We start from the raw sequence: 23,563 nt of genomic DNA on the forward strand, positions 1-23,563 counted from the left end.
TGCTCCCTCGTTGGACAGGGGCGCGTGGGCGCCCGAAAGGCGGCTAGTGTGCCCTGCGGGTTTCGGCCGGGCTACCTGCGGCGAGGTATGGGCGGCGAGGGCTCATGCGAAGTCGGCCGCCGCAGGCGTGCGCTGTGGTCGACTTGGTGCGCGCGGCGCACTTCGATCCTGTCGCAATGTGTTGTGTACGGCCGCGGTCGAACACCAGGTTCGGACGGCCATCGACACAGCAAATGCTCGACCGTGACTGCAACGACGATCGATGCGACTGCTCGTCACTAGCCGCGCCTGTCGCCGGCTAGACAGACGTATTCGCGCCGCTCAACTGCGAAACCCGTCCTTCCAGCGGCGTAACTCAGCGAACGTTTCGACGTCATCGGAAGGTGCATGGCCTAAGCGCGTTGCAATCCTGTCGCGGACCGCGGCGGCGTCGCAGCGCAGGAACGGGTTGCACGCGCGCTCGCTGGCGATCGTGCTCGGCAGCGTCAGCCGCCCTTGAGCACGGAGCATTCGGACCTCGGCAGCGCGGGCGTGCAGCGCCGGGTTGTCGGGTTCAACCGCCAGCGCAAATGCCGCGTTCGACTCGGTGTACTCGTGGCCGCAACACACGCGGGTCGCATCGTCGAGGGCGGCGAGTCGCGCGAGCGACGCATGCATTTGCGCAGCGGTGCCTTCGAACAGTCGCCCGCAGCCGAGGCTGAAGAGCGTATCGCCACAGAACAGGCTGCCCGCGCCGACGAAGGCAACATGCGAGCGCGTATGACCGGGCACGAACATCACGTCGAAGCGCACGCCTCCCGCCTCGATGCGCGCGGCGTCGCCGACGCGTTGTGTCGCGTGCTCGATGCGAACATCATCCGGAGCGAACACGGGAAGCTCCGGCCAGCGGTCCAGCAGGGCCGGCACGCCGCCGATGTGGTCGTGGTGGTGGTGGGTCAGCAGCACCGCGCTCGGCACGAGGCCGTCCCGTGCGGCATCGAGCACCGGCGTTGCATCGCCCGGATCGACGACGATCGCGCGGCCGGTGTCGTCGATCAGGCACCACACCAAGTTGTCGTCGAAGGCGGGAAGGGCGGTCAGGCGCACGGGTGTCGCTCCTTCTGGGATTGCCGCAGAATCGGTCGGCCCGTTCCCGGACCGCTGCAGGCGACCATGCCCCGCGTGCGATCGACGCGTCAATTCGAACCTGCTCTCGACTGGTACGCCAGCGCGCCCGGGCAGGGTTTGCTTGCGGTCGAGCAGGCGGCCATGGCGCGCGTGCTCGGGCAGAATCCGGCGTCTGCACCCGGATGGCTCTGGTTGGGCGTGCCCGGCGCGACGCCACCCGACTCGGAGCGCCGCCGCGGCCTCCTGCTGCGTCGCGACGAGGGCGGTTACGCGGGCGACGTGCGCTGCGCGCTGCCGCTGCCGATTGCAAGCGAAAGCCTCGGTGTCGTGCTCGTGCAGCACGTGCTCGACGACGCACTCCCCGGAGACGCGCTGCTGGACGAGTGTGCGCGCGTGCTCGACCCCAGCGGCGTGCTCTGGCTCGCCGTTCTCAACCCTTGGAGCCCGTACCGTGCACGCTGGCTGCGGTCGGGCTTGCGTGCGCACGATCCGGGCCGCTGGCAGCGGCGCCTGCAGCGGGCCGGATTTGCGATCGACTCGTTGAGCCTGCAATGGCTGGGGCCGCGGTGGCGCAGTGCGCACGGCGACGTCGGCGTGGGCGCCGTCGACCGCCTGCGGGCGGGCGTTGCACTGACGGTGAGCAAGCGCACGCTTGCCGCGATACCGCCTGCGCCGCTGCGCGGGCTGCGTCTGCAGATCGGTTCGACGATGAGCCGCGGGCGCTGAGTCGCACGCGATCGGCCCTGTCGTCCACGACCCGCGTGCGACTCACGGTCGTGATAATGCGCCGATGACGTCGACCACCTCTGCACTCAAGCCCGTCGTGATTTACACCGACGGCGCCTGCCTCGGTAACCCCGGCCCCGGCGGCTGGGGCGCGTTGCTCCAGTACCGCGAGCAGGAGCGTGAGCTCTCGGGCGGAGAAGCCCCGACGACCAACAATCGCATGGAGTTGATGGCCGCGATCATGGCGCTCGAGACGCTCAGCGAGCCGTGCGAGGTCACGCTCCACACCGACTCGCAGTACGTCCGCCAAGGCATCACCGAGTGGATGCGCAACTGGGTGCGACGCGGTTGGAAAACGGCGGGCGGCGACCCCGTCAAGAACCGCGACCTGTGGGAGCGGCTGCACGCTGCGACGCAGCGCCATCGCATCGACTGGCGCTGGGTGAAGGGCCACTCGGGCGATCCGGGCAATGAACGCGTCGACAGGCTTGCGAGCCTGCAGGCGCAGCGTCTCAGATCCGGCGCCGCGACGGTGCTATAGCGGGACCGTGCGGTCGCGTTTCCTTCCGCTTCTCATCGAACCTGCATGCGCCAGATCATTCTCGACACCGAAACCACCGGCCTGAGTTGGGAACGCGGCAACCGCGTCGTGGAAATCGGCTGCGTGGAGTTCATTAAGCGCCGGCCGAGCGGACGGACGTACCACGTCTACCTCAACCCGGGCCGCGAGTTTGAGGCCGGGGCGCAGGAGGTCACGGGTCTTACGCTCGAGTTCCTGGCCGACAAGCCGCGCTTCGAGCAGGTCGTCGATGAATTCCTCGCGTTCATCGACGGCGCCGAACTCGTCATCCACAACGCGGCGTTCGACGTCGGTTTCCTCGACAACGAACTGCGCCTGCTTGGGCCGCAGTACGGACGGCTTGCGGACCGGTGTGCGATCGAGGACTCGCTCGCGATCGCACGCAAGCGCTTCCCCGGCCAGCGAAACTCGCTCGACGCGTTGTGCAAGCGGCTCGGCGTCGACAACACGCATCGCCAGCTGCACGGCGCGCTGCTCGACGCGCAGCTGCTCGCCGAGGTCTACATCGGCCTCACGTCGGGGCAGGGCGACCTGGGCTTTGCTGACGACGGCAAGAGCGAGGCTGCGGCTGCTGCGGCTGCGTTCATGGCGACCCCGGCGGCGGCGCGGCCGCGAGTGCAGGTCGCGCCCGAAGAACAGGCCGCGCATGACGCGCGTCTCGAGAAGCTGCGCAAGAAAGCCGGCCGCGCGGTGTGGGACGCGTGGGAGGAGCAGCCGGCGGACGCGGCCGCGCTGTCTACAGTGCTTGAAGCGGTCTGAGTCCGCGGGGGGCCTTTCCAGCGCCCGCGTTCGCATGACGCATGCTCCTCGGTAAGGACGCTCGTTCGCGTCCGACCGGGTCTCAGTGGCGCCGGACGAGTACCGCGGTGATGTTGTCCGAGCCGCCGCCGTCGAGCGCCGCGGCGACCAACGAGTCGACGCATTCCTGGGCGCTGCAGTCGTGCTGGCCTAGCACGCGCGCGATCTGCGCGTCGTCGACCTCTTCCGTCAACCCGTCGCTGCACAGCAGCAACTGCATGCCCGCGCGCAGCTCGCCCGTCATGCTTTCGACGTTGAGGTTGCGCGGGTCAGTCACGCCCAGCGCCTGCGTGACCACGTTGCGGTGCGGATGGCTGCGCGCCTGCTCGTGCGTGATCGCACCGGTGGCGATCAGCTCCTGCACGTAGCTGTGATCCTGCGAGAGCTGCGCGAGTTGGCCGTCCCGCCACAGATACACGCGGCTGTCGCCGACCCAGGCGACCTCGAAACGCGCGCCGTTCACGCGCGCGGCAACGACGGTCGTGCCCATCGGCAGTGCGTCGTTGCGCCGGCGCGAGGTGCGGATGATTTCTTCGTCGGCGATGCGGATCGCCTGAACGAGCGAGGTGCCCGCACGGATTTCGCGCACGATCGTGTCACGTGCGAGTGCACTGGCCACTTCGCCGTACTCGTGCCCGCCCATGCCGTCGGCGACGAGCCACAGCCCCAGCTCGCTGTCGCCGTAGTACGTGTCCTCGTTGAGGTCACGCCTCAAGCCGACATGCGTCAGGTGTCCGAATTCGATCATGGGTCGATCATGCCGGCGGATATCCGCTTGTACCTCGTGCATAACGCGATCATCACGGCCGGGCGGCCGCGAGGCAACCGTGTCGCGCACTGCCGGGCAAGCGCGGCGAGGTCATCCGTACGCGGGGTTACGCGAAACGCGCAGTTCGCAGGACGCGTAAACGCGGATTTCCGTAGACCGAGCGGCCACGACCGGCGCCGCTCAAAAACGGCGCAAAGAAAAAGGGCAGCGCGTGCGCTGCCCTTTCTCATGTCTGGCGGAGAGGGGGGGATTCGAACCCCCGGTGCGCTATAAACGCACGCCTGATTTCGAGTCAGGTACATTCAACCACTCTGCCACCTCTCCGGTGGCCGCCGGCCGGAGCCGACGGGCCGCTCATGATACGTGGCGTGCCGGGGCGGGACAAGCCGGCTTCGGGCGTATCGACCGCGGCGCTACACTGCCGCCCCCATTTCCGGTGGTCTGCCCATGTCCGAGATCCTTGTCCCCGTGTCATTCGGCGAACTGCTCGACAAGATCGCGATCCTGCAGATCAAGTCCGAGCGCATCCAGGACGAAGCGAAGCTGGCGAACGTGCGCAACGAACTGTCCGCGCTCGAGAAGACCTGGATGGCGCATCCCGCCGCTGGGCACGACATCGTGCGTTTGCGCGCCGAGCTCAAAGAAGTCAACGAGCGCCTGTGGGTGATTGAGGACGACATCCGAATTAAGGAACGGGCGCAGGCGTTCGACGCCGAGTTCATCCGCCTCGCGCGCAGCGTGTACTTCGAGAATGACGAGCGCGCGCGGATCAAGCGCGAGATCAACGTTGCGCTCGGCTCGGCCTACATCGAAGAGAAGTCGTATCAGGACTACCGCACCGGGGCCGCGCCGTAACCGCGACCTGCGCAGGGCGTCGTGGGTGCCGCGACGAGGGGCTCGCTGGGTGCTCCCGGCGTCCGGCGCTCAGTAAGTGCCGCTGAGGCCTGCGATCACGCCCCGTGTCGTGATCGATCCGCCACAAAGCGCTCGAAGGCCGCGATCGCTTCGTCGACCGTTACGAGGTCCATGACCCCTTCGTGCTCGATCTTGGTCCCCCACGGCAGCGCGGAGGCAGGCTTGTCGCGAAAGCGGCGCGCCGCGTCGTCGTACCGGTCCACGCAGTAGCGCCGGTCGCTGTAGGGGCCGCTGCGTGCGGGGTTGCTCGCGGCATGCAGTCCGAGCACTTTCGCGCCCATCGCGTTCGCGATGTGCATCGGGCCCGAGTCCGGCGTCATGACGAGATCCGCGCGTTCGAGCAACGCGGGCAGCTGCTTGAGCGTGTCCTTGCCGATGAGATCAAGCGCCGGTGAATCGAGCACGGCGAGGATCGCATCGCCGGTCGCGCGTTCGAGTTCGCTGCGTCCGCCGCAGAGCACGACGCGCCAGCCGCGCGCGGCGGCATGGTTTGCGACGGCGGCGTAGCGCTCGGCGCGCCAGTTGCGCAGCACGTGGCTCGAGCACGGCGAGATCACCAGCGTGGGCGTGTCGTCGACCGGCCACTGCGCCCGCGCCCACTCGCGCGCGTCATCGGGCACCGGCAGGTCCCACTGCACGCGTGTCTGTCGCAGTCCGAGCGGCTCGCAGAAGCTGCCGATTGCGTCCAGCACGTGGATGCCCGGCCGGTCCGGGATGCGCTCGTTGACGAACAGCCCGTGCAAGTCTTTCGAGCGCGAGCGGTCGTAGCCGACACGGCGGCGCGCGGGAATGAACGCAGAGAGCAGGTTCGCGCGTGCGGCAACCTGCATCTGGAGCAGCCCATCAAAGCGCATGCCGTCAAACCCGCGCCGCAGCGTGCGCATGCCGGCCCATCCACTGCGCTTGTCGTACTCGTGGAAGGTCACGCCCTCGAGGCCTTCGAGCAGACGGCGCTCGCCTTTTCCGATCACCCAGTGCAGCGCGGCATGCGGCAACCCCTCGCGCAACGTGCGCACCAGCGGCACCACATGGGTGACGTCGCCGAGCGCGGACAGACGCAGCAGACAGATCGAGGAAAGCGGTGTGGTCGGAGAAGTCGGCACGGCAGTTGCTAGACTCGGGGCGATGACGGGGTATGACGCCGCCGAAGGACTGACGCCGTTCCGCGATGAGAGCGGATACGGTTCGATTCTGTTCGACGTGACACGCGTGCGGCAACCGACGCCCGTATGGTTCTCGCCGACGCACTGGGGTGAGCATGCACGCCCGGTCGAAAGCGGTGGACGCGGCGGCGCGTGGTACGTCGACACGCCATTCGGCGCGATGCTGCTGCGGCGCTACCTGCGCGGCGGGCTTGCATCGAAGCTCAGCCGCGAGCGCTACTGGTGGCACGGAGGGAGCCGCACGCGCAGTTTCGCGGAGTTCCGCGTCACGCGCGAGGCGGCGCTGAAGGGCGTGCCGGTGCCGCGACCGATCGCCGCGTTCTACCGCCGCGAAGGCGTGTTCTACACCGCGGCCATCTTGCTCGAACGCCTTGAGAACGTGCGCACGCTGGCCGACCGCTCTGCGGTAGCCAGCGACGGCGCGCCTTGGGAAGAGGCCGGCCGTCTGATAGCGCGCTGCCATCGGGCGGGGCTCGATCACGCCGATCTCAACGCGCACAACCTGCTGTTCGACCCGGCGGGCCGTGGCTGGGTCATCGACCTCGACCGCGCGCGGCTGCGTATCCCCGAGACTCGCTGGCGTGAAAGCAATTTGCGTCGCCTCGAACGTTCGTTGCGAAAGGTGCGCGGCGAGCGCTCGCTCGAAGAGGTCGCCGTGCATTGGAAACGGCTGCGTGGCGCATACGAGCAAGCCTGGGAGCGCGGCTACTGATGACCTGGGCTTTGCGGTGGCATGGCACCGGCGGCGCGGGCGCAGTCGAGCTCGGCTCGGCGATGGCGACGATCGAGCGCGACGGTTCGCCCTGGCTGACGATCGACTGCGGCAGTGAAGGGCTCACGTCCTGCCTCGCGCAGTACGGCGAGCCGCCGCGCGCGTGGTTCGTCACTCACGTGCACTTCGACCACGTCGGCGGCTTCGAGCGATTGTTCATCGCAACGTTCTTCGACGCGGCCCGGCTCGGCCGCACGCGGTTGTATGTGCCGGCCAAGCTCGTGCCGCTGTTGCACGCGCGCGTCGCGGACTACCCGAATGTGCTTGCCGAGGGCGGGGCGAACTTCTGGGACGCGTTCCAACTGGTGCCGGTCGGCGACGCGTTCTGGCACGACGGCGTGCGGGTCGAGGTGTTCCCGGTCCGGCACCACTGGCCGGATACGGCGTACGGCCTGCGCCTGCCGCAGAGCCTGGTCTGGACCGGCGACACGCGACCAATCCCGGAGCAGCTGGCGCAACATGCGCGCGATGGCGAGGTAATCGCGCACGACTGCGCTTTGCGCGGCAATCCCTCGCACAGCGGTATCGACGACCTCGAGCGCGAATATGCACCTGCGCTGCTTGGGCGCTGCGTGCTGTACCACCACGCCTCGGCGGAGGACGCCGATGCGTTGGAAGCACGCGGCCATCGCGTCGCGCGGCCTGGTGACGTCACGCCGCTGGCGCCGCCGCACGCGGGCATGCCGGCGGATTGAGTCCGTTCGGGGAAGCAGTAATGACGCGCCGATCGCGTCTCGAGTCGCGACCGCAGGAAGCCAAAGTCAAAAATGGCGATGGCCCCGCCGGCTGACCTCGGCGCCCGCATCAGTCAATACCGTTGCTGCCTTCCGGCCCTGGCGGAGTTTTCGACCTAGCGTCGCGAGGGGCCGACGGGGCCACCACGGAGACTTGCAACCACGACCGGCTGCTACACCCGCCGGTACACATCTGGAACAGCTCGCGGAGCGCCGCGGGCTTGATACATCGTCACGAACATATTGGCGGAGAGAGGGGGATTCGAACCCCCGAAGCGCGGTTTAGACGCTTACACACTTTCCAGGCGTGCTCCTTCAACCACTCGGACACCTCTCCGCACCTGGTACTGCATCCCCGGCTGCCAACGTCCGGCCGACGGGGCCGCAGAGTCTAGCTCCGGCGCCCCCTGTGGACAAGGCGGCGCGGGCGGTCAGGGTGGGCGTGGCACAATGCCGCCATTGCGCCGACGCCGGCCGCGACCGTCCGCCGGCCTCCACCGCCGGCCGCTGCAGGAGCTGCTCCGCCCGATGTCCTACCTCGTCCTCGCCCGTAAGTGGCGCCCGAAGCGCTTCGCCGAACTGGTCGGGCAGGAGCATGTCGTGCGGGCGCTGACGAACGCGCTCGACACCGGCCGCGTGCACCACGCGTTCCTGTTTACGGGCACCCGCGGCGTTGGCAAGACCACGATCGCGCGCATCTTCGCGAAGTCGCTCAACTGCGAGCAGGGCACGTCGGCCGACCCGTGCGGCGAGTGCAACTCGTGCAAGGACATCGACGCCGGCCGCTTCCTCGACCTGCTGGAAATCGACGCCGCGAGCAACACCGGCGTCGACGACGTGCGCGAAGTCATTGAGAACGCGCAGTACATGCCGTCGCGGGGCCGCACCAAGGTCTACCTCATCGACGAGGTGCACATGCTGTCGAAAGCGGCGTTCAACGCGCTGCTAAAGACGCTCGAGGAGCCGCCGGGCCATGTGAAGTTTCTGCTCGCGACGACCGATCCTCAGAAGCTGCCGGTGACCGTGCTGTCGCGCTGCCTGCAGTTCAACCTCAAGCGGCTGGACGAGGCGCAGATCGGCGGTCAGATGACGCGCATCCTGGAGGCTGAGGCGATTGCGACGGAGCCCGGCGCGATCCGGCAGCTCGCGAAGGCGGCGGACGGCAGCCTGCGCGACGGCCTTTCGCTGCTCGACCAGGCGATTGCCTACACAGGCGGCCGGCTCGAGGACGCATCGGTTGCCGCGATGCTCGGCAGTGTCGACCGCACGCGGGTGGGCGCGGTGCTTGGCGCCCTGGCTGCCGCCGATGGTGCCGGACTCATGGCCGAGATCGCTGAGCTCGCGGAGTTCTCCCCCGATTGGAGCAGCGTGCTCGACGCAATCGCCGACGCCCTGCACCGCGTGCAGGTGCGCCAGTTGGTGCCGGACGCGGCCGTCGAAGCCGACGGCGTCGACGTCGACGCGCTCGCCGAAGCGGTGCGGCCCGAACTCGTGCAGCTGTGGTACCAGATGTCGCTCGGCGGTCGACGCGACCTGCCGTATGCGCCCAGTCCGCGCGCCGGGTTTGAGATGACGCTGCTGCGCATGCTCGCGTTCCGCCCATCGGACGGCGAAGCGGGCAGTGCGCCAGGACCGCGAGACGCGGGCGCGACCCGCGCGCCGGCATCCGGGCGGACTCCGCCCGCGGCTGCGCCTGCGCGCAGCGGTCCGCGCGAGAACCCGTTCGAACCGCGCGCAGCGGCTGCGGCGTTGCTCCGCGACGAGACCGGGCCGGCGATGTCGGCCGCGGTCGGTGTTCCCGCAGCAGTGGCGAGGGAACGCCCCGTTCCGGTCGACACGGCTCATGACGCGCCTTGGGCGCCGGCACCCCAAACAACTGCGCCCAAGGCCGAGGTGCGGCCTGCGGCACCTCCGGCGGCGGCTCGTTCCGCGCCGCGCGAAACCGCCACCGTGGCGACGCCGTCCCGCGATGCACGCCTTGCGGATGCCGCAGACTGGCACGCGCTCGTCGCCGGCAGCGAACTGCGCGGGCCGGCGCGCCTGCTCGCCGAGCACGCGGGCTTCGTGTCCTACGAAGGCGGCGTGCTGCGCCTGTCGCTGGCCCCCGACGACGAGCATCTGCAGGGGCCTGTGCTCGTCCGCCTGGTCGCTGAGGCGCTCGCCCCCTCCCTGGGCACGGCGCCGGATATCCGGTTCGAGACGGCCGAGCTTGTAGGTGAGTCCGTCAGCGAGCGGAATCGCCGCGTGCGCGACGAGCGCCAGACCGCGGCCGAGCATGCATTTACGAACGACGCCGATGTGCAGCGCCTGATCCAGCAGCGCGGCGCCCGGCTCGTGCCCGATTCCATCCGTCCTTTCGATGAGTGAACGACCATGCGTGGAAACATCGCCCAACTGATGCAGCAGGCGCAGAAGATGCAGGAAAACCTGCAGCGTGCGCAGGAAGATCTCGGCAAGATCGAAGTCACCGGTAACGCCGGCGGCGGCATGGTCGCCGTGACGCTGACCGGTCGCATGGAGTGCCGCAAGGTGCGCATCGACCCGAGCGTGCTGAGTGACCCGGAGATGGCCGAAGACCTCATTGCCGCGGCGTTCAACGACGCGGTCAACAAGGCCAATACGGAGTCGCAGGCGAAGATGGCCGCCGCGACGGCCGGCATGCCGATTCCGCCTGGCATGAAGCTGCCGTTCTGACCTGAGGCGATCGCGCGAAGTCAGCGTCGTGGACAGCACGCGGTGAGGTTCGTTCGCGCCGCGCTGTCCGCGCGACGCGGACGCGCGGCACGCGCTGGAATCGCACGTGTGCCGGCCGCATATAGACGGCTGACCGTCCTCCAGCGCCCACGCAACACCCACGGCTCGCCATGTCCCAACTGCTCGAACAACTGATCGATGCGTTCCGCGTGTTGCCTGGCGTGGGGCAAAAGTCCGCCCAGCGCATGGCGTACCACGTGCTCGAGCGCGAACGTGGCGGCGGTCAGCGGCTCGCCGATACGCTTGCCTCCGCGATCGAGCGGATCGGGCATTGCGAACGCTGCCGCGACTTCAGCGAGACGCCGGTGTGCCCGGTGTGCGCGAGCGCATCGCGGGATGCGCATCAGCTGTGCGCGGTCGAATCGCCGGCCGACCGGCTCGCGATCGAGCAGGCGACCGGCTACCGCGGCCTGTATTTCGTACTGCAAGGGCGGCTCAGCCCGCTCGATGGCATCGGCCCTCGGGAGCTCGGCCTCGACAGGCTCGCGGCCCGCCTGGCGGAGGGTGAGGTGCAGGAGCTCATCATCGCGACGAACCCCACGGTCGAGGGCGAAGCGACCGCGCACTACCTGGCGCAACTGGCGCGGCAGCACCGCGTGCGTCCGAGCCGTCTCGCGCACGGCGTACCGCTGGGCGGCGAGCTCGAATATGTCGACCGTGGGACGTTGTCGCACGCGTTTGGCTCGCGTACCGAAGTGCAGTCCTGAGCGCGACCCATCGCGGCATCGCGTGCGCGCGTCGCTTCCAGCGATGAACCACGACGCAGCAGACGGAAGTCGTGCCTGCAGGTTCTGCCGAGCGCGCTGAATCCACTGCGGACGGCTCGAATCCGCGATCACGCCGTCCGTGCGTATCGCCCACCGCGGCTAGGGCGCCGCAGAATCCGGCAATCCCTGCACAGCCCACCCTGTCTCGTCGAATCCCATCTCCTGCCCGCGCCCTGAGCGTTATCGTGTGCCCTCGTGATCCGGAGACGAGCGATGAGCGGTGTTGAAACCGTGCACGGCTATTACGACGCGTTCAACCGTGGCGATCGCGACGCGATGCTCGCGCTGCTGACGGACGACGTCGTTCACGATCTCAATCAGGGCGCACGCGAAACCGGCCGCGACGCGTTCCGCACGTTCATGGCGCGCATGGATCGATGCTATTCCGAGCAGCTGCGCGACATCGTCGTGATGACGAGCGCTGACGGCGCACGCGCAGCCGCGGAGTACGTGGTGCACGGCACCTACCTCGCCAACGACGAGGGTCTGCCGGCCGCGACGGGCCAGCGCTACGTGCTGCCGGGCGGTGCGTTCTTCGAACTGCGTGACGGCCGCATCGCGCGCGTCACGAACTATTACAACCTCGGCGACTGGATCGAGCAGGTCACGCGCGCGTCGTGAGCACGTTGCACACCCGCGTGCTGCGCGGTGCCGAGATGGCGCCGCACCTTCCCGACGTCGCGCGGCTGCGCATCGCGGTGTTTCGTGACTGGCCGTATCTATACGACGGTGACACGGCATACGAAGCGGCGTATCTGGCCGCGTACGCGCGGACGCCCGACAGCGTGCTCGTGCTCGCCCTCGACGGCGAGCACGTTGTGGGGGCATCGACGGGGTTGCCGCTTGCGGACGAGGACGCCGAGTTCCGGGCACCGTTCGAGGCCCGAGGCACTCCGGTCGACCACGTCTTTTACTGCGGCGAATCAGTGCTGCTTTCTGAGTATCGCGGCCGAGGCATCGGGCACCGCTTCTTCGATGCGCGCGAAGCGCACGCGCGGGCGCTGGGCGGGTTTCGCTGGACCGCGTTCGCGTCGGTTGACCGCGATGCACGCGATCCGCGTCGTCCCGCCGGGCACCACAGCAACGAGGCGTTCTGGCATGCGCGCGGGTACGAGCGCCAGCCGGACATGACGATGCGACTGGCGTGGAAAGAAGTCGGCGAGTCCCGTGAAAGCGAGAAGCCGCTGACGTTCTGGCTTCGCCCGTTGGAGGGTGGATCGTGAGAATTGCCGTCGCGAAGTACCGCATCGACGCGCCAGCCGATTTCGACGCGTTCGCGAACAAGCAGCGCGGTCTGCTTGGCGAGGCACGCCGCGCCGGCGCGACATGCGCGGTGCTGCCGGAGTACCTCGCGCTCGAGTTGTCCGCGACGCAGGCGCCGGCCGTGCGCGCCGATCTCATCGCGTCCCTCGCGGCCTTGCAGCCGCTCACCGACGCATGGCAGGCGCTGTACGCGGACCTCGCACGCGAGACGGGGCTCGTGCTGCAGCCGGGCACGTTTCTCACCGACGTCGGCAACGGCCGCTATCGCAACCGCGCGTGGTGGTTCACGCCCGATGGCCGCCGCGGCTTCCAGGACAAGCTGCAGCTCACCGCGTTCGAGAAGCAGCTCGGCGTGATCGAGGGCGGTGATGCGCTCACGGTGTTCGCTGCCGGCGGCGTGCGTGCCGGCATCGCCATCTGTTACGACGCAGAATTTCCGCTGCCGGTGCGCGCGCAGTGCGAAGCCGGGGCGCGCCTGCTCCTGGTGCCGAGCTGCACCGACACCGAGGCAGGCGCCACCCGCGTGCGCGTGGGCTGCCTCGCGCGTGCGCTCGAGAACCGCCTGTTCGTGGCCCAGTCGGTGACCGCGGGTCTCGCCGAGTGGAGCCCTGCGCTGGACGTGAACACGGGCGAGGCCGCCGTTTACGCACCGATGGACCGCGGCCTGCCCGCCGACGGCGTGCTCGCGATGACGCGCGGCGGTGAGGCGTGGGCAATTGCAGATCTCGACTTCGCTGCCCTCGACGCGAGCCGCGCGACGGCGCAGGTGGCGAACGACCGCGACTGGCCGGGGCAAGAGCTGCCGTCGCTCCGGCGGGCGAGGCTGGTGGACTGACGCAGGCGCCTGCGGGTTTTCCGGACCGGGGACGCGTTGCATGCGACGCCCGACGCAACCCACGGGTGCGCACTCGAGCGTGCGCGCGGCGGCCTGCCGGCCGGCCTAGAATTCGCCTACGCAGTGCAGGGGAGCACGGGACGGCATGGACAGGCGCTTGCGGATTGCGGTGGTCGGGTATGGCACCGGAGGACAGGCGGCCGCGCTGTTTCTCTCGCGCGACGGGCATTCGGTGGAGGTGTTCGAACGCGCTGAAGCGCTGGGCCCGGTGGGTGCGGGGTTTCTGCTTCAACCGGTGGGGCAAGCGGTGCTGTGGGAGCTCGGCCTGCTCGACACCGTGCTCGGCTACGGCGCGCGCGTGGCGCGCCTCTACGGGGAGACGACCACCGGCCGCCCCGTGATGGACATGCGCTACGCCGAGCTCGATGCGCGCCTGTTCGGTCTCGGCGTCCAGCGCGGGGCCCTGTTCGGCGTGCTCGACGCGGCGTGGACCGAGCAGCGGATGCTGCATTGCGGAACCCGCATCGTCGATATCGACGTCGAACGCGGCGACCTGACCGACGGCGAGGGTCGCCGGCACGAGGGGTTCGACCTGGTCGTCGTCGCGGACGGCGCGGCGTCGGGGCTGCGCGGCAAGGTCGCGCCGGCCAAATTGGACCGACCCTACCCGTGGGGCGCGCAATGGTGCCTGGTGCCCGCCGGCGACTGGCCGGCGGCCGATGTGCTCGAACAGCGCTACATCGGCGCCCGGCGCATGATCGGCATGCTGCCGGTCGGGACGCGCCCCGACGATTCGGTGTCGCGACTGAGCTTTTTCTGGAGCCTGCCCGTGGCCGAGTTGGCTGCGGCGGGCCAGGACGAAGCCGCGTGGCGTGCCGAGGTTGCGGCGGTATGGCCTGACGCGGTCCAGCGACTGGCCACCACGCCGGTGCCGGCAGGATTGGCACAGGCGCGGTATCGCGACACCACGCACGCGACCTGGCACCGGGGCTGCGCCGTGCTGCTCGGCGATGCCGCGCACTCAATGAGCCCGCAGCTCGGGCAGGGCGTCAACATGGCCTTGCTCGATGCACAGGCGCTGCGCGATGCGCTGCGCACCGCGCCGAGCGTCGGCGTGGCACTGCAGGCCTACCAGCGCGCCCGCTGCGCTCACGTGGGCATCTATCACTTCTGGAGCCGCTGGCTTACGCCGCTGTTCCAGTCCGAGCGTGACGGATGGGCACGGCTGCGCGATCTCACGTTCCATCCGATGTCGCGCATGCCGGGCGGGCGCAGCCAGATGCTCCGGGTGCTCACCGGCACGCAGCAGGGTTGGTTGGGCCGGGTGACGCTGCCAGCGGGCTTCCTAGACTCGCTCGAGAGCCGCGCCGGGGTCAGTGCTGCCGCGTGTGCGGTGGAGGCCGGATGAGCGCATCCGCCGGCCCGGCCCTGTTTCCGCGGTTGCTTGGGGCCCGCTTCGCGCGGCTGCCGCCCGCCGTGCAGCGCCTGCACCTGCACACGGGCAAGCGGCGATACCACGGGGAGATCGACGTCGAGCGCGGTCGGCACTGGCTTGCGCGAGCATGCGCTTGGGCGACGCGCTTGCCGCCGGGCGGGCGCGGCCCCGTGCATGTCGATATCGAGTCCTCACCGCAGGGGGAGACGTGGGCCCGCTGCGTGGGGCCGCACGTCATGCGCTCGCGGATGTGGGCCACGCGCGACCGACTGTGTGAGCGGCTGGGGCTGGTGACGTTCGAGTTCGAACTCGATGTCGAGAACGACGCGCTGATCTGGCGTGTTGCCGGCGCCCGGGCCCTCGGCGCGCCGCTGCCCGTGGGGCTGTTCCGCGGCGTCTCAGCAAAGGAGTCCGAAGTGGACGGGCGTTATCGCTTCGACGTGTGTGCGGCGCTGCCGCTCGCGGGCCTGCTCGTCCACTACCGGGGGTGGCTGCATGTCGATGCGTGAGGATGAGGCCGTCATCGTCTTCGACGGCGTCTGCGGCCTGTGCAACCGCTGGGTGGACTTCCTGTTGCGTCACGACCGTGGACGGAGTTTTCGCTTCGCGTCGATGCAGTCCGCGGCCGGGCGCGAGCTGATGCTGCGCCACGGGCTCGACGCGGATGATCCCGCCTCATTCCTGCTTGTCGACCGGGACGGCGCGTGGACCGATGCGCGTGCCATCCGCCGCGTGTTCGCAGGCCTCGGTGGCGGCTGGCGCGTGGTAGACGGTCTGATCGGCGCAGTTCCGAGCGCGGTCGCTGACCGTGTGTACCGGTTCGTCGCGCGTCACCGATATCGCCTGTTCGGGCGGCGTTCGCAATGCCGCCTGCCCACGCCCGACGAGTCGTCGCGTTTTATCGACTGAGCGCGAGCTCCCGCGTCTCGGTCCAGATCGGCGAGTCCGAAAGCGCGTCGAGAAACTCGGGTAGCGTGAACAGATCGAGGCACGGCCGGGCGCCTGCGCCGGGGAGGTTGCCGCGCATCAGCTTGCGGGCGAGCACGACGGCCGCCGTCGCGGGGATGCGAGGCCCGCTGCCTTGTTCGGCCACGATCGACCATTGCAACTGCAGCGGCGTCCCGTCTCGACCGATGCCCCGCATGTCGACGGTCATCAATCCGGTGTCGCTGCCGGCGTGCAGCCACCATTCGCTGATTCGCAACAGCGGTTGCGCCCAGCGCTCGAGTCCGGGCGCGAGGCGGCCGCGCACGGCCCAGCTCGCGAGCCACAGGCCCAAATGCATGCGCCGGAGTTCGAGGCCGGCCCGGAAATCGCAGTGGCGCAGTGTCGGATACCGTGCCGGCAGCACGTCGAGATCCGGCACATCGCAACGTGCGAGCCAACGCGAAGGCAGACCGGGCACGCGTATGCGACGCAGCGACTGCCAGCCGTGCACGCTGCGCCACCGCCCGTCGATGAGCGCCCGGTGCGGGCGCCCGACGTAGCCGAGGATGGCCTGGGTCGTGGCGAGGCCTCGCGCGGTGCGGTTGCCGGGGCTGATCGCCGACTCCACGGACTCGAGCGTCGCGAAGCGCGGCGCGTGGGCAGCCACCACCGCGGCCGACAGGCCGGGCACGCTGCTCGCTCCGGAAATGACCCAGCGGCCGCGCGTTCGTGCCTCCTCATCCAATCGCGTGATGCCGGCCACGAACGCACGCCCGTCCGCGAGGTCGATGTAGTGCGCGTTGCAGGCGAGCGCCGCCTCGGCCACGCGGTAATCGCGCTGCTGGAACGGGCCCGCGGTGTGGATCACGAGATCCGCCTCGAGCGCACGCAGTCGGTCGTGAAGCGCGGGGGCTTCGACATCGATCTGCGCGGCGGACATCGCCGCGCGCGCCCCGAGCGCGACGAGCTCGTCGAGCAGCGCGGCGGCCTTTGCGAGCGATCGGCCCGCGAGGATCAGCTCGGCACGCGGCTCGAACGAAAGCGCCTCGGCGATTCGCCGGCCGAACTGTCCGTACGCGCCGATGATGAGGATGCGGAAGCAGGGCATCCGGTGATGCTAGCGCCTGCGCCTGCGGACGATGGCGGCCCCGTCCTCCCACGGCGTCATCGCGGGACTGGCTATCCTGCCGCCCTGGCCGAATGAGGAGCGTCGCGATGTCCGAGACCGTGTTCCACAAGATCCTGCGCCGCGAAATCCCGGCGGACATCGTCTACGAGGACGAGCACCTGTTCGCGTTCCGCGACATTTCGCCGCAGGCGCCGGTGCATGTGCTGTTCGTGCCCAAAGAGACCGTGCCGACCTTGAACGACCTCGATCCGTCGCAGGTGGAGACGGTGGGCCGGCTGATGACCGCGGCCGCGGCCTACGCGAAACGCGAAGGCTTCGCCGAAGACGGCTACCGCGTGGTCATGAACTGCAACGAACACGGCGGGCAGACCGTGTTCCAGATCCATCTGCACCTGCTGGCCGGTGCGCCGCTCGGCGGCTTCGGCGCGCCGCGCTGATCGCCTGAAACGACGAAGCCCGGCCGGAGCCGGGCTTCGCGCTGCGCGTGAGCCGCTGCGGGATCACCAGTAACCCCACCACGGCCACGGCGCCGGACGCGTCACGACATCGACGCGCTCGCGCACCGGCCACAGGTAGACCGTGTCGGCGTCGACCCGCGGGAAGCGGTAGTCGTAAGCGCCGATGCGGCGGTTCTCATAGCCGGCGATGCGCCCCGTGAACGTGACCTCGCGATTCTTCTCGAACAGCGCCGGGTCGTAGAACCCGGTGCGGCACGCGATGAACCGGCCGCCGACGTCGTCGGTTTCCCAGATCGGGCGCGCGTTCGTGTTGAGGCGCGTGGAGATCATCTCGAAACAGGTGCGGTTCTCCTGCGGCTCGACCTGCACGATGCGGCCGCCCCAGCGCACGACCGCGCCGGTGCTTTCGGTTTCGACGGCCTGGCGCGGAGTGACCTGCGCGAACGCGCCTTGCAGCGGCACGGGTTGGGTGACGCAGGCGCTGAGTGCGAGCGTGGCAAGCGCGAGCGTGGCGATGCGGATTTTCATGAGCGTCTCCGGGTGATGCGCGGCAGCGGGTCGCGATCCCTGCGGGGGCTCCGCGCGTCGTGCGCGGTCACCGGTTGCGGCGGGTCGGACGGTGCGCACGCAGGTCTCGGACCAGCGCCGCCCGCTCGTCGGCGGTGTGACCCGGAGCGTAGCGCGCTTCAGTGAAACGGCGGGTGAGCGCGAGCAGGGCCTCGGACGCCTCCGGGCGGGCCTGCGCGACGCGCGCGGCCCAGTCCTGCGCCGTCTCGTGTGGGGCGCGTGCAAGGCCGAGCGACGCGTAGCGCGCGACGAGCCGGTGCCAGGCGCGCAGCAGCGGGTCGGTCTCGCGCGGGCCGCGCGCGCTGAACCACAGCATCACGAGCAGCGCGACCGCGCAGGCGCCGCCGAACAGCGCGCCGAGCCGCGCGGCGCCCAGACGGTCGATGCCGATCGATTGCAGCATCCGGTCCTGGCGCTGCGCGTCGAAGCCGAGCACCAGGTCGTTCCAGCCGCGGCGCAGGAAGTCGCCCACGTCGCGCAGCGGCGCGTCCGAGCCCAGGCCGCCCAGCAGGCCGGTGTCGGCGGAGGCGCGGTCCGAGAGCGTGTCGTAGATGCGCTCGGGCGCCACGGCAGCAGTCGGGTCGACGCGCGTCCAGCCCTGCGCGGGCAGCCAGACCTCGACCCAGGCGTGCGCGTCCGACCGCCGCACGACCCAGTAACCGCCGATCGGATTGCGGTAGCCGCCGACGTAGCCGGTGACAACCCGGGCCGGAATGCCGGCTGCCCGCATCAGCACGACGAACGAGCCGGCAAAGTGCTCGCAGTACCCGGCCTGGTAGCCGAACAGGAATGCGTCGATCGACGCGCGGTCTTCGACCAGCGGGGCGTCCAGCGTGTATGCGAATTCGGCGCGGATCCAGGCGAGGGCGCGCTGCACGATCGCCGCGTCGTCGCGCCCGGCCTCGCGCCGCCACTGCCGGCCCAATGCGAGCGTGCGCGGGTTGAACCCGTTCGGCAGCTGCAGCGCGAGTGCGCGGAGGTCCGGTGGCAGATCCGGCTGGAATTCTTCGACCGGCGCCGACTCGAAGCGCCAGCGTGTCAGCGAGCTCAACGGCCGTGGGGTGTAGACGACGCGGTCGACTGCCATGGACGCGCCCGCCGGGACGTCGAGCGGCACGTCGAGCGCCACGAGCTGGCGGCGATCGGTCGGCTCGACCTCGATCGTGTACCGCCAGCGCGGCGCGGCGACCGGGTCGACCGGCGCCGGTGGAATGAAGCGCAGCCCGCGCGGCGAGGTCCACACGGCGCCGTCGAACAGCCACAGCACCGGGCCGCGCCAGTACATCGCCGACATCGGCGGCGTCGGGCCGTCGAAGTCCGCGCGCAGGGCGGGGCTTTCATCGTTGAGGAGGTCCAGCCATTCGCCCGGCCGCATTTCGTCCGAAAGCCCGGGGCGGGCGAGGGCGCGGTCGGGCACGCCCCACAGCGGCGCGCCGAGCCGGGGGAACAGCCAGAACGCCGCGAGCGCGAGTGGCAGTCCGAGCAGCACGAGGCGGCCGATCGACACCGCCGTGCGCCGGCTGAGCAGCGGCGCCGCGGTGTCGCCGGACTCGACGTCCGCAAGCCGTTGCAGGGTGGCGAGTGCAAGCAGCACGGCGACCAGGCCCAGCCCGAGCGCGAGCGGTCCCTGGTCGAGGAGGAACGTCGCGAACGGGGCGAACAACCCGAATCCGACCAGACTCCGCGCATCGCGCAGGGCGAACGTCTCGGCGGGTTTGATCGCAATCATCGCCGCGAGCAGCGCGGACCCGGTGTCGCGTCCGAGCCGGAAGCCCGACAGCGACAGCACGGCGGCGATCGCCGCGACCGCGAGCAGCACGCGCACAAGCTGCGGCACGGGCCGGCGCCATGCGAGCGCCGCGACGGCCGCCGCGGTCGCGGCCAATGCAGCGCCCATTGTCGGCGGCAGGTGCAGCAGCAGCGGCAGCAGGCAGACGGCGCCGGTCGCGACCGCCGCGTGGCGGCTGGCGGGATCGAGCGCCGTGCGGGCGGGCACGTCAGCCACCGGGCATCAGCGCCAGCGCGCGCAGGCAGGCGTGTCGGTGCGACGGCCCGTGGTCGGGGCCCAGCGCGGGTTGGCCCGGCAGCACGAGGCGGTATCGGCGCCCGTCTCGTTCGGCCTCGTCGACCCATCGGGCCAGACGCGCAATGCGCGCTTCGATCGGGATCGCGCCCGCCTGCTGCCAGTCGAGCACGACCTCCGTGCCCAGCGGCTGTTCGTACTCACGCACCAGCAGCGAGTCGCGGCGCGCGGAGTGCTTCCATGCGATCGCGCGGCGCGCATCGCCGACCCGGTACGGGCGCAGGTGGTGGACGTCGTCGCCGCTGGGATGCACCCGCGTCTGCGCGAGTTCGCCCGCGCCCTCGGGCAGCGGCGGGCCGTGCGGCTCGGGCGCCGGATACACCAGCAAGGGCGCGTCCGACCAGGCGTAGGCCCACGCCCGGGCAAGACCCAGCGGGCGCACGGTCGACACGCGCAGCCGCGGCGCATCGAGCCAGCCGCGTCGCTCGGTCGGCACCGCGATCACCGCCTGGCCGTCGCCGTCGACGAGGTTGAGCACGGCGCCGTGCTCGCGGTGCACGTCGTCTTCGATGCGCAGCCCGCGGCGCACGCGCCGATCATTCGCCTGCGCGTGCACGCGCAACTCCAGCGGCGTCCCGGCGGCAACCGGCTGTGCGTCGATTGCGTCGACGCGCAGCCCGGCCAGCTGCAACTGCGAGGCGACGAGGCTCGCCAGCCCCGCGCCCGTGAGCAGCAGTGCCAGCAGCAGCGCAGGGTTGTTGTTGTAGTTCAGCGCGCCCGCGAGCATCGCCGCGAGGAGCGTGCCGTAGAACAGGCCGAAGCGCGTGGGCAGCACGTAGATGCGCCGGCGGTCGAACGTGGCCGGCAGCGTTTCGGGCGCGCGCGGCCGGGCGAGGGCTTGCAGCCGCGTGCGCCAGCGCCGGACGGTCGCCCGCGGCATGCGTCAATCCACCGCCACCGCGTGCAGGATCGACTTCGCGAGCGTCTCGCCGCTTCCGGCCTGCGCTTCGGGCACCAGGCGGTGGGCCGCGACGACGCCGAACAGCGCCTGCACGTCCTCGGGAACTACGTGCGCGCGTCCGAGCAGCAGGGCATACGCCCGTGCCGCCCGCAGCAGCGCGAGCCCGGCCCGCGGCGACAGGCCGACGCGGACCCCCGGGTGGCGTCGGCTTCGCGCCAGCAGCGCCTGCACGTAATGGATCAGGGCCTCGCTCGCGTGCACGTCCCCCACGGCGTTGCGCAGCGCCACCACGTCCTCGGCGCGCAGCGCGGGCTCGACCTTCGCGATCAGCGAGCGGCGGTCGCTGCCGGCCAGCAGGTCGCGCTCGGCGGCTTCGTTCGGATACCCGAGCCCGAGCCGCAGCAGGAAGCGATCGAGCTGCGAGTCCGGAAGGGGGTACGTGCCCGACAGGTCGACCGGGTTCTGCGTTGCGATCACGAAGAACGGATCGGGCAGGGGATGCGTGCGTCCGTCGATCGTGACCTGGTGCTCCGCCATCGCCTCGAGCAGCGCACTCTGCGTCCGCGGCGGTGCGCGGTTGATCTCGTCGGCGAGCAGCACCTGCGTGAACACGGGTCCCGGATGGAACTCGAAGCGGCGTGCCTGCGCATCGAACACCGACACGCCCACGACATCGGCCGGCAACAGATCGGAGGTGAACTGCACGCGCTGGAAGTCGAGCCCGAGGCTCGCCGCGAGCGCGTGGGCGAGCGTCGTCTTGCCCAGGCCCGGCAGGTCTTCGATCAGCAGATGACCGTCAGACAACAGCGCGACGAATGCAAGCCGCACCTCGTGCGACTTGCCGAGGACGAGCGCATTGACCTGCGCCTGTGCGCGATCGAGGGCCTCGCGGAGGCCATCCGTTAGCATTGCCGCCGCCGAAGAAGGTGCCGCCATCGCGTGTCTCCTGTTCGTCGTCCGAGTTTACGAGGTCAGGCCCATGCGCGATGCCGTACCCCTTCACGCCGATGCCGGCGGCCGCATGCGGCTGGTGTTTTGGTCGCTGTGGGCGCTCGTCCTCGTCGTGAAGCTGGGCATCGCTTCGACGCTTCCGCTGTTTGTCGACGAGGCGTTCTACTGGCAGGAGGGGCAGCATCTCGCGCCCGCGTACTCCGACCTGCCGGGCCTGACTGCATGGCTGACGCGTCTGGGCGTCGAGCTCGGCGGCGATCGACTCCTTGCATTGCGGCTGCCGTTCCTGCTCATCGCCGCAGCGGTGCCCGTGCTCGTCATGCGCATCACCTCGCGCGAATTCGGATCGAACGTGGGCTGGCTGGCGGGCGTATTCGCGCTGCTGCTGCCGCTCGTCGGGTCGCTGGGCCTGCTCGCGCTGCCCGATGCGCCGATGGCGGTGGCAACCTTGCTTTGCGTCGACGCGGGCGCGCGCTTGCTGCGCCGCGTGGACGCGCCCGCGTCGCTCGAACTGGCCGCGGGGCTCGCGCTCGGCGCGCTGAGCCACTACCGCTTCATCGCCGTGATCGCCGTCGGCTTCGTCGCGCTTGCGGTGCTGCCTGCGGGTCGACGTGCGCTGCGCGATCCGCGGGTCTGGACCGCGCTCGCGATCGGCGCGTCCGCGTGGGCACCGCTCGTTGCCTGGAACCTCGACAATGCCGATGCCGGCCTGCGCTTCCAGCTCGTCGACCGCCACCCTTGGGCGTTTCATGCCGACGGCCTGCTGTTCCTCGCGATCCAGGCGCTGTTCGTGACGCCGCTTCTCTTCGTCGCACTGCTGCATGCGGGGTGGCGCGGGTGGGCCGCGAAGACGCCGTCGTCGCAGTACTTCGCGCTGTTGGGGCTGCTCGTGGTTGGCGGCTTCTTCGTGCTCGGGTTTTTCGCCGACACCGAGCGCGTGAGCTTCCACTGGCCGCTGCCCGGTTACCTCGCGCTGCTGCCGCTGCTTCCGGCTGCGCTCGCCCGCTGGCCACGCGTGCTGCGAGCGGCGACCGCCGGGCTCGCCGCCCTGGGCCTGCTCGCCTCGCTCGGGTACTACGCCGCTGTTTCGGTGCCGTCGCTGCGCGAGAAGACCGCGGGGCTGAAGTGGTACCCGACAAATTTCGCCGGCTGGGACACCCTCGCCGACGCCGTGCGCGCCGAACTCGCCCGCATGCCACCCGGCACGCGCGTCGTGGCCGACAGCTTCAAGGTCGGCGCCGAACTCGGCTTCGCGCTCGGCAAATCCGACATCCCCGTGCTCGACCACCCGATTAACCACGCCCACGGCCGCGCGCCGCAGTTGCGGCTGTGGGGGTTGGAGGCGAGCGGTCGGAGCGAGCTGGAAGGGCCAGTGCTGCTGGTCGTTTCGGCGTCCGAGGTCAAGCTCAAGGCACTGCTCGACCACTATCAGTCCCTATGCCGGCGCATGGAGGGGCTGCCGCCGGCACGTGTCGTCGACATCGATCGCGGGCACCAGCGCTTCCTGCTGTTCCCGTTCGCGAGTGCAAAGCAGGCCGATGGGCCGTGCGTGACGCCGGCGCTTGCGTACATCGATGCGCCGTCGCCCGGCGCCCGCGTGCCTGCCGAGTTCAGCGTGCGCGGGTGGGCCATCAAGGACGCGGTGGGCGTGGAGCGCGTCACCGTGCTGCTGGACGGCCGCCCGATCACCGAGACGCGGTACGGCATCGCGAATCCCGGCGTGGGCGCCCTTTGGCCGCGCTCGACCGACCCGAATCACCCCTTGGTCGGCTTCGAGGCGCACGTCGATGCGCGGGGAGTCGAGCCCGGCGTGCACTGGCTCAGGCTGCAGGTTCACGCAGCGGACGGCAGCGTCGAGACGTGGCCGGCGCAGCGCGTCGAAATCGCCCCTGCGCGCTAAACTCGCGCGCCATCACGACCTGGGAATTC

The 23,563-nt window shown here is 70.1% G+C and carries 25 protein-coding genes, 2 tRNA genes and 1 other RNA gene; 17 read left to right on the forward strand and 11 right to left on the reverse strand.

What is annotated here, in order from left to right:
- Positions 1-321: 321 nt before the first annotated feature.
- Positions 322-1,086 carry a hydroxyacylglutathione hydrolase gene (gloB, locus tag IE075_RS01050; RefSeq protein WP_189452464.1) on the reverse strand — a complete coding sequence of 255 codons (765 nt, stop codon included), beginning with the start codon at positions 1,084-1,086 and terminating at the stop codon, positions 322-324.
- A 75-nt stretch (positions 1,087-1,161) separates the two neighbouring features.
- On the opposite strand from gloB, the gene IE075_RS01055 reads away from it, so the two are divergent.
- From IE075_RS01055 to dnaQ, 3 genes are all read left to right on the forward strand, one after another.
- Positions 1,162-1,833, forward strand: a complete 672-nt coding sequence (locus IE075_RS01055) for a class I SAM-dependent methyltransferase (RefSeq protein ID WP_229792252.1) — start codon at positions 1,162-1,164, stop codon at positions 1,831-1,833.
- A 64-nt stretch (positions 1,834-1,897) separates the two neighbouring features.
- Complete coding sequence (gene rnhA / locus IE075_RS01060; RefSeq protein ID WP_189452468.1) at positions 1,898-2,374, forward strand: ribonuclease HI; 477 nt, start codon at positions 1,898-1,900, stop codon at positions 2,372-2,374.
- A gap of 45 nt (positions 2,375-2,419) precedes the next feature.
- Positions 2,420-3,172: a DNA polymerase III subunit epsilon gene (gene dnaQ / locus IE075_RS01065; protein ID WP_189452470.1), complete on the forward strand. Its 753-nt coding sequence runs from the start codon at positions 2,420-2,422 to the stop codon at positions 3,170-3,172.
- Between the two features lie 82 nt (positions 3,173-3,254).
- Here dnaQ and IE075_RS01070 read toward each other — a convergent pair whose 3' ends face one another.
- Together IE075_RS01070 and IE075_RS01075 are read right to left on the reverse strand one after the other, a co-directional pair.
- Complete coding sequence (locus tag IE075_RS01070; RefSeq protein ID WP_189452472.1) at positions 3,255-3,959, reverse strand: PP2C family protein-serine/threonine phosphatase; 705 nt, start codon at positions 3,957-3,959, stop codon at positions 3,255-3,257.
- 254 nt (positions 3,960-4,213) lie between these two features.
- A tRNA-Ser gene (locus tag IE075_RS01075) sits at positions 4,214-4,304 on the reverse strand.
- Between the two features lie 123 nt (positions 4,305-4,427).
- Between IE075_RS01075 and IE075_RS01080 the strand changes: the two genes are divergently transcribed.
- Positions 4,428-4,835, forward strand: a complete 408-nt coding sequence (locus IE075_RS01080) for a DUF6165 family protein (protein ID WP_189452474.1) — start codon at positions 4,428-4,430, stop codon at positions 4,833-4,835.
- A 95-nt stretch (positions 4,836-4,930) separates the two neighbouring features.
- Here the strand turns inward: IE075_RS01080 and IE075_RS01085 are convergent, their stop codons facing one another.
- Complete coding sequence (locus tag IE075_RS01085) at positions 4,931-5,998, reverse strand: glycosyltransferase family 9 protein (protein ID WP_229792253.1); 1,068 nt, start codon at positions 5,996-5,998, stop codon at positions 4,931-4,933.
- A gap of 22 nt (positions 5,999-6,020) precedes the next feature.
- On the opposite strand from IE075_RS01085, the gene IE075_RS01090 reads away from it, so the two are divergent.
- Positions 6,021-6,770, forward strand: coding sequence for a 3-deoxy-D-manno-octulosonic acid kinase (locus IE075_RS01090; protein ID WP_189452476.1), 750 nt, complete (start codon positions 6,021-6,023; stop codon positions 6,768-6,770).
- A complete protein-coding gene (locus tag IE075_RS01095; protein WP_189452478.1) occupies positions 6,770-7,525 on the forward strand; it encodes an MBL fold metallo-hydrolase in 756 nt (251 codons plus the stop codon). The genes IE075_RS01090 and IE075_RS01095 overlap by 1 nt, the downstream gene beginning before the upstream one ends.
- A gap of 81 nt (positions 7,526-7,606) precedes the next feature.
- On the opposite strand, the gene ffs is transcribed toward IE075_RS01095, so the two are convergent.
- An RNA gene (gene ffs / locus IE075_RS01100) (signal recognition particle sRNA small type) lies at positions 7,607-7,703 on the reverse strand.
- 105 nt (positions 7,704-7,808) lie between these two features.
- Positions 7,809-7,901 (reverse strand) — tRNA-Ser (locus IE075_RS01105).
- Between the two features lie 191 nt (positions 7,902-8,092).
- Between IE075_RS01105 and dnaX the strand changes: the two genes are divergently transcribed.
- The 9 genes from dnaX (at position 8,093) to IE075_RS01150 (ending at position 15,527) form a co-directional block, all read left to right on the forward strand.
- Positions 8,093-9,931: a DNA polymerase III subunit gamma/tau gene (gene dnaX / locus IE075_RS01110; protein WP_189452480.1), complete on the forward strand. Its 1,839-nt coding sequence runs from the start codon at positions 8,093-8,095 to the stop codon at positions 9,929-9,931.
- A gap of 6 nt (positions 9,932-9,937) precedes the next feature.
- Complete coding sequence (locus IE075_RS01115) at positions 9,938-10,258, forward strand: YbaB/EbfC family nucleoid-associated protein (RefSeq protein WP_189452482.1); 321 nt, start codon at positions 9,938-9,940, stop codon at positions 10,256-10,258.
- A gap of 170 nt (positions 10,259-10,428) precedes the next feature.
- The gene (gene recR / locus IE075_RS01120; RefSeq protein ID WP_189452484.1) at positions 10,429-11,025 is read left to right on the forward strand and encodes a recombination mediator RecR; all 597 of its coding nucleotides are present in this window, start codon (positions 10,429-10,431) and stop codon (positions 11,023-11,025) included.
- Between the two features lie 255 nt (positions 11,026-11,280).
- Positions 11,281-11,706 (forward strand): ketosteroid isomerase-related protein, encoded by a 426-nt coding sequence (locus IE075_RS01125; RefSeq protein ID WP_425489326.1) that lies wholly within the window; start codon positions 11,281-11,283, stop codon positions 11,704-11,706.
- Positions 11,703-12,308 carry a GNAT family N-acetyltransferase gene (locus IE075_RS01130; protein WP_425489327.1) on the forward strand — a complete coding sequence of 202 codons (606 nt, stop codon included), beginning with the start codon at positions 11,703-11,705 and terminating at the stop codon, positions 12,306-12,308. Before IE075_RS01125 ends, IE075_RS01130 begins: the two co-directional genes overlap by 4 nt.
- Positions 12,305-13,183, forward strand: coding sequence for a carbon-nitrogen hydrolase family protein (locus IE075_RS01135; RefSeq protein WP_189452488.1), 879 nt, complete (start codon positions 12,305-12,307; stop codon positions 13,181-13,183). Before IE075_RS01130 ends, IE075_RS01135 begins: the two co-directional genes overlap by 4 nt.
- A 145-nt stretch (positions 13,184-13,328) precedes the next feature.
- Complete coding sequence (locus tag IE075_RS01140; protein ID WP_189452490.1) at positions 13,329-14,591, forward strand: FAD-dependent oxidoreductase; 1,263 nt, start codon at positions 13,329-13,331, stop codon at positions 14,589-14,591.
- Entirely contained in the window at positions 14,588-15,127 is a 540-nt protein-coding gene (locus tag IE075_RS01145) for a DUF4166 domain-containing protein (RefSeq protein ID WP_189452492.1), read from the forward strand. The genes IE075_RS01140 and IE075_RS01145 overlap by 4 nt, the downstream gene beginning before the upstream one ends.
- Positions 15,114-15,527: a thiol-disulfide oxidoreductase DCC family protein gene (locus tag IE075_RS01150; RefSeq protein ID WP_189452494.1), complete on the forward strand. Its 414-nt coding sequence runs from the start codon at positions 15,114-15,116 to the stop codon at positions 15,525-15,527. The genes IE075_RS01145 and IE075_RS01150 overlap by 14 nt, the downstream gene beginning before the upstream one ends.
- Here the strand turns inward: IE075_RS01150 and IE075_RS01155 are convergent.
- Positions 15,517-16,653, reverse strand: a complete 1,137-nt coding sequence (locus IE075_RS01155; protein WP_189452496.1) for a saccharopine dehydrogenase family protein — start codon at positions 16,651-16,653, stop codon at positions 15,517-15,519. The two genes, IE075_RS01150 and IE075_RS01155, sit on opposite strands and share 11 nt — an antisense overlap.
- Positions 16,654-16,760: 107 nt before the next feature.
- On the opposite strand from IE075_RS01155, the gene IE075_RS01160 reads away from it, so the two are divergent.
- The gene (locus tag IE075_RS01160) at positions 16,761-17,111 is read left to right on the forward strand and encodes a histidine triad nucleotide-binding protein (protein ID WP_189452498.1); all 351 of its coding nucleotides are present in this window, start codon (positions 16,761-16,763) and stop codon (positions 17,109-17,111) included.
- Between the two features lie 63 nt (positions 17,112-17,174).
- Here the strand turns inward: IE075_RS01160 and IE075_RS01165 are convergent, their stop codons facing one another.
- From IE075_RS01165 to IE075_RS01180, 4 genes are all read right to left on the reverse strand, one after another.
- On the reverse strand, positions 17,175-17,660 hold the full coding sequence (locus IE075_RS01165; protein ID WP_189452501.1) for a Slp family lipoprotein: 486 nt from the start codon (positions 17,658-17,660) through the stop codon (positions 17,175-17,177).
- A gap of 67 nt (positions 17,661-17,727) precedes the next feature.
- Positions 17,728-19,695 (reverse strand): transglutaminase TgpA family protein, encoded by a 1,968-nt coding sequence (locus IE075_RS01170; protein WP_189452503.1) that lies wholly within the window; start codon positions 19,693-19,695, stop codon positions 17,728-17,730.
- Between the two features lies 1 nt (position 19,696).
- Positions 19,697-20,662, reverse strand: coding sequence for a DUF58 domain-containing protein (locus tag IE075_RS01175; RefSeq protein WP_189452505.1), 966 nt, complete (start codon positions 20,660-20,662; stop codon positions 19,697-19,699).
- A gap of 3 nt (positions 20,663-20,665) precedes the next feature.
- Positions 20,666-21,619, reverse strand: coding sequence for an AAA family ATPase (locus IE075_RS01180; RefSeq protein ID WP_189452507.1), 954 nt, complete (start codon positions 21,617-21,619; stop codon positions 20,666-20,668).
- Between the two features lie 43 nt (positions 21,620-21,662).
- Between IE075_RS01180 and IE075_RS01185 the strand changes: the two genes are divergently transcribed.
- Positions 21,663-23,534, forward strand: a complete 1,872-nt coding sequence (locus IE075_RS01185) for a glycosyltransferase family 39 protein (RefSeq protein ID WP_425489328.1) — start codon at positions 21,663-21,665, stop codon at positions 23,532-23,534.
- Positions 23,535-23,563: the final 29 nt, after the last annotated feature.

Origin of the sequence: Cognatilysobacter bugurensis (assembly GCF_014652095.1) — a bacterium.
GTDB lineage: Bacteria > Pseudomonadota > Gammaproteobacteria > Xanthomonadales > Xanthomonadaceae > Cognatilysobacter > Cognatilysobacter bugurensis.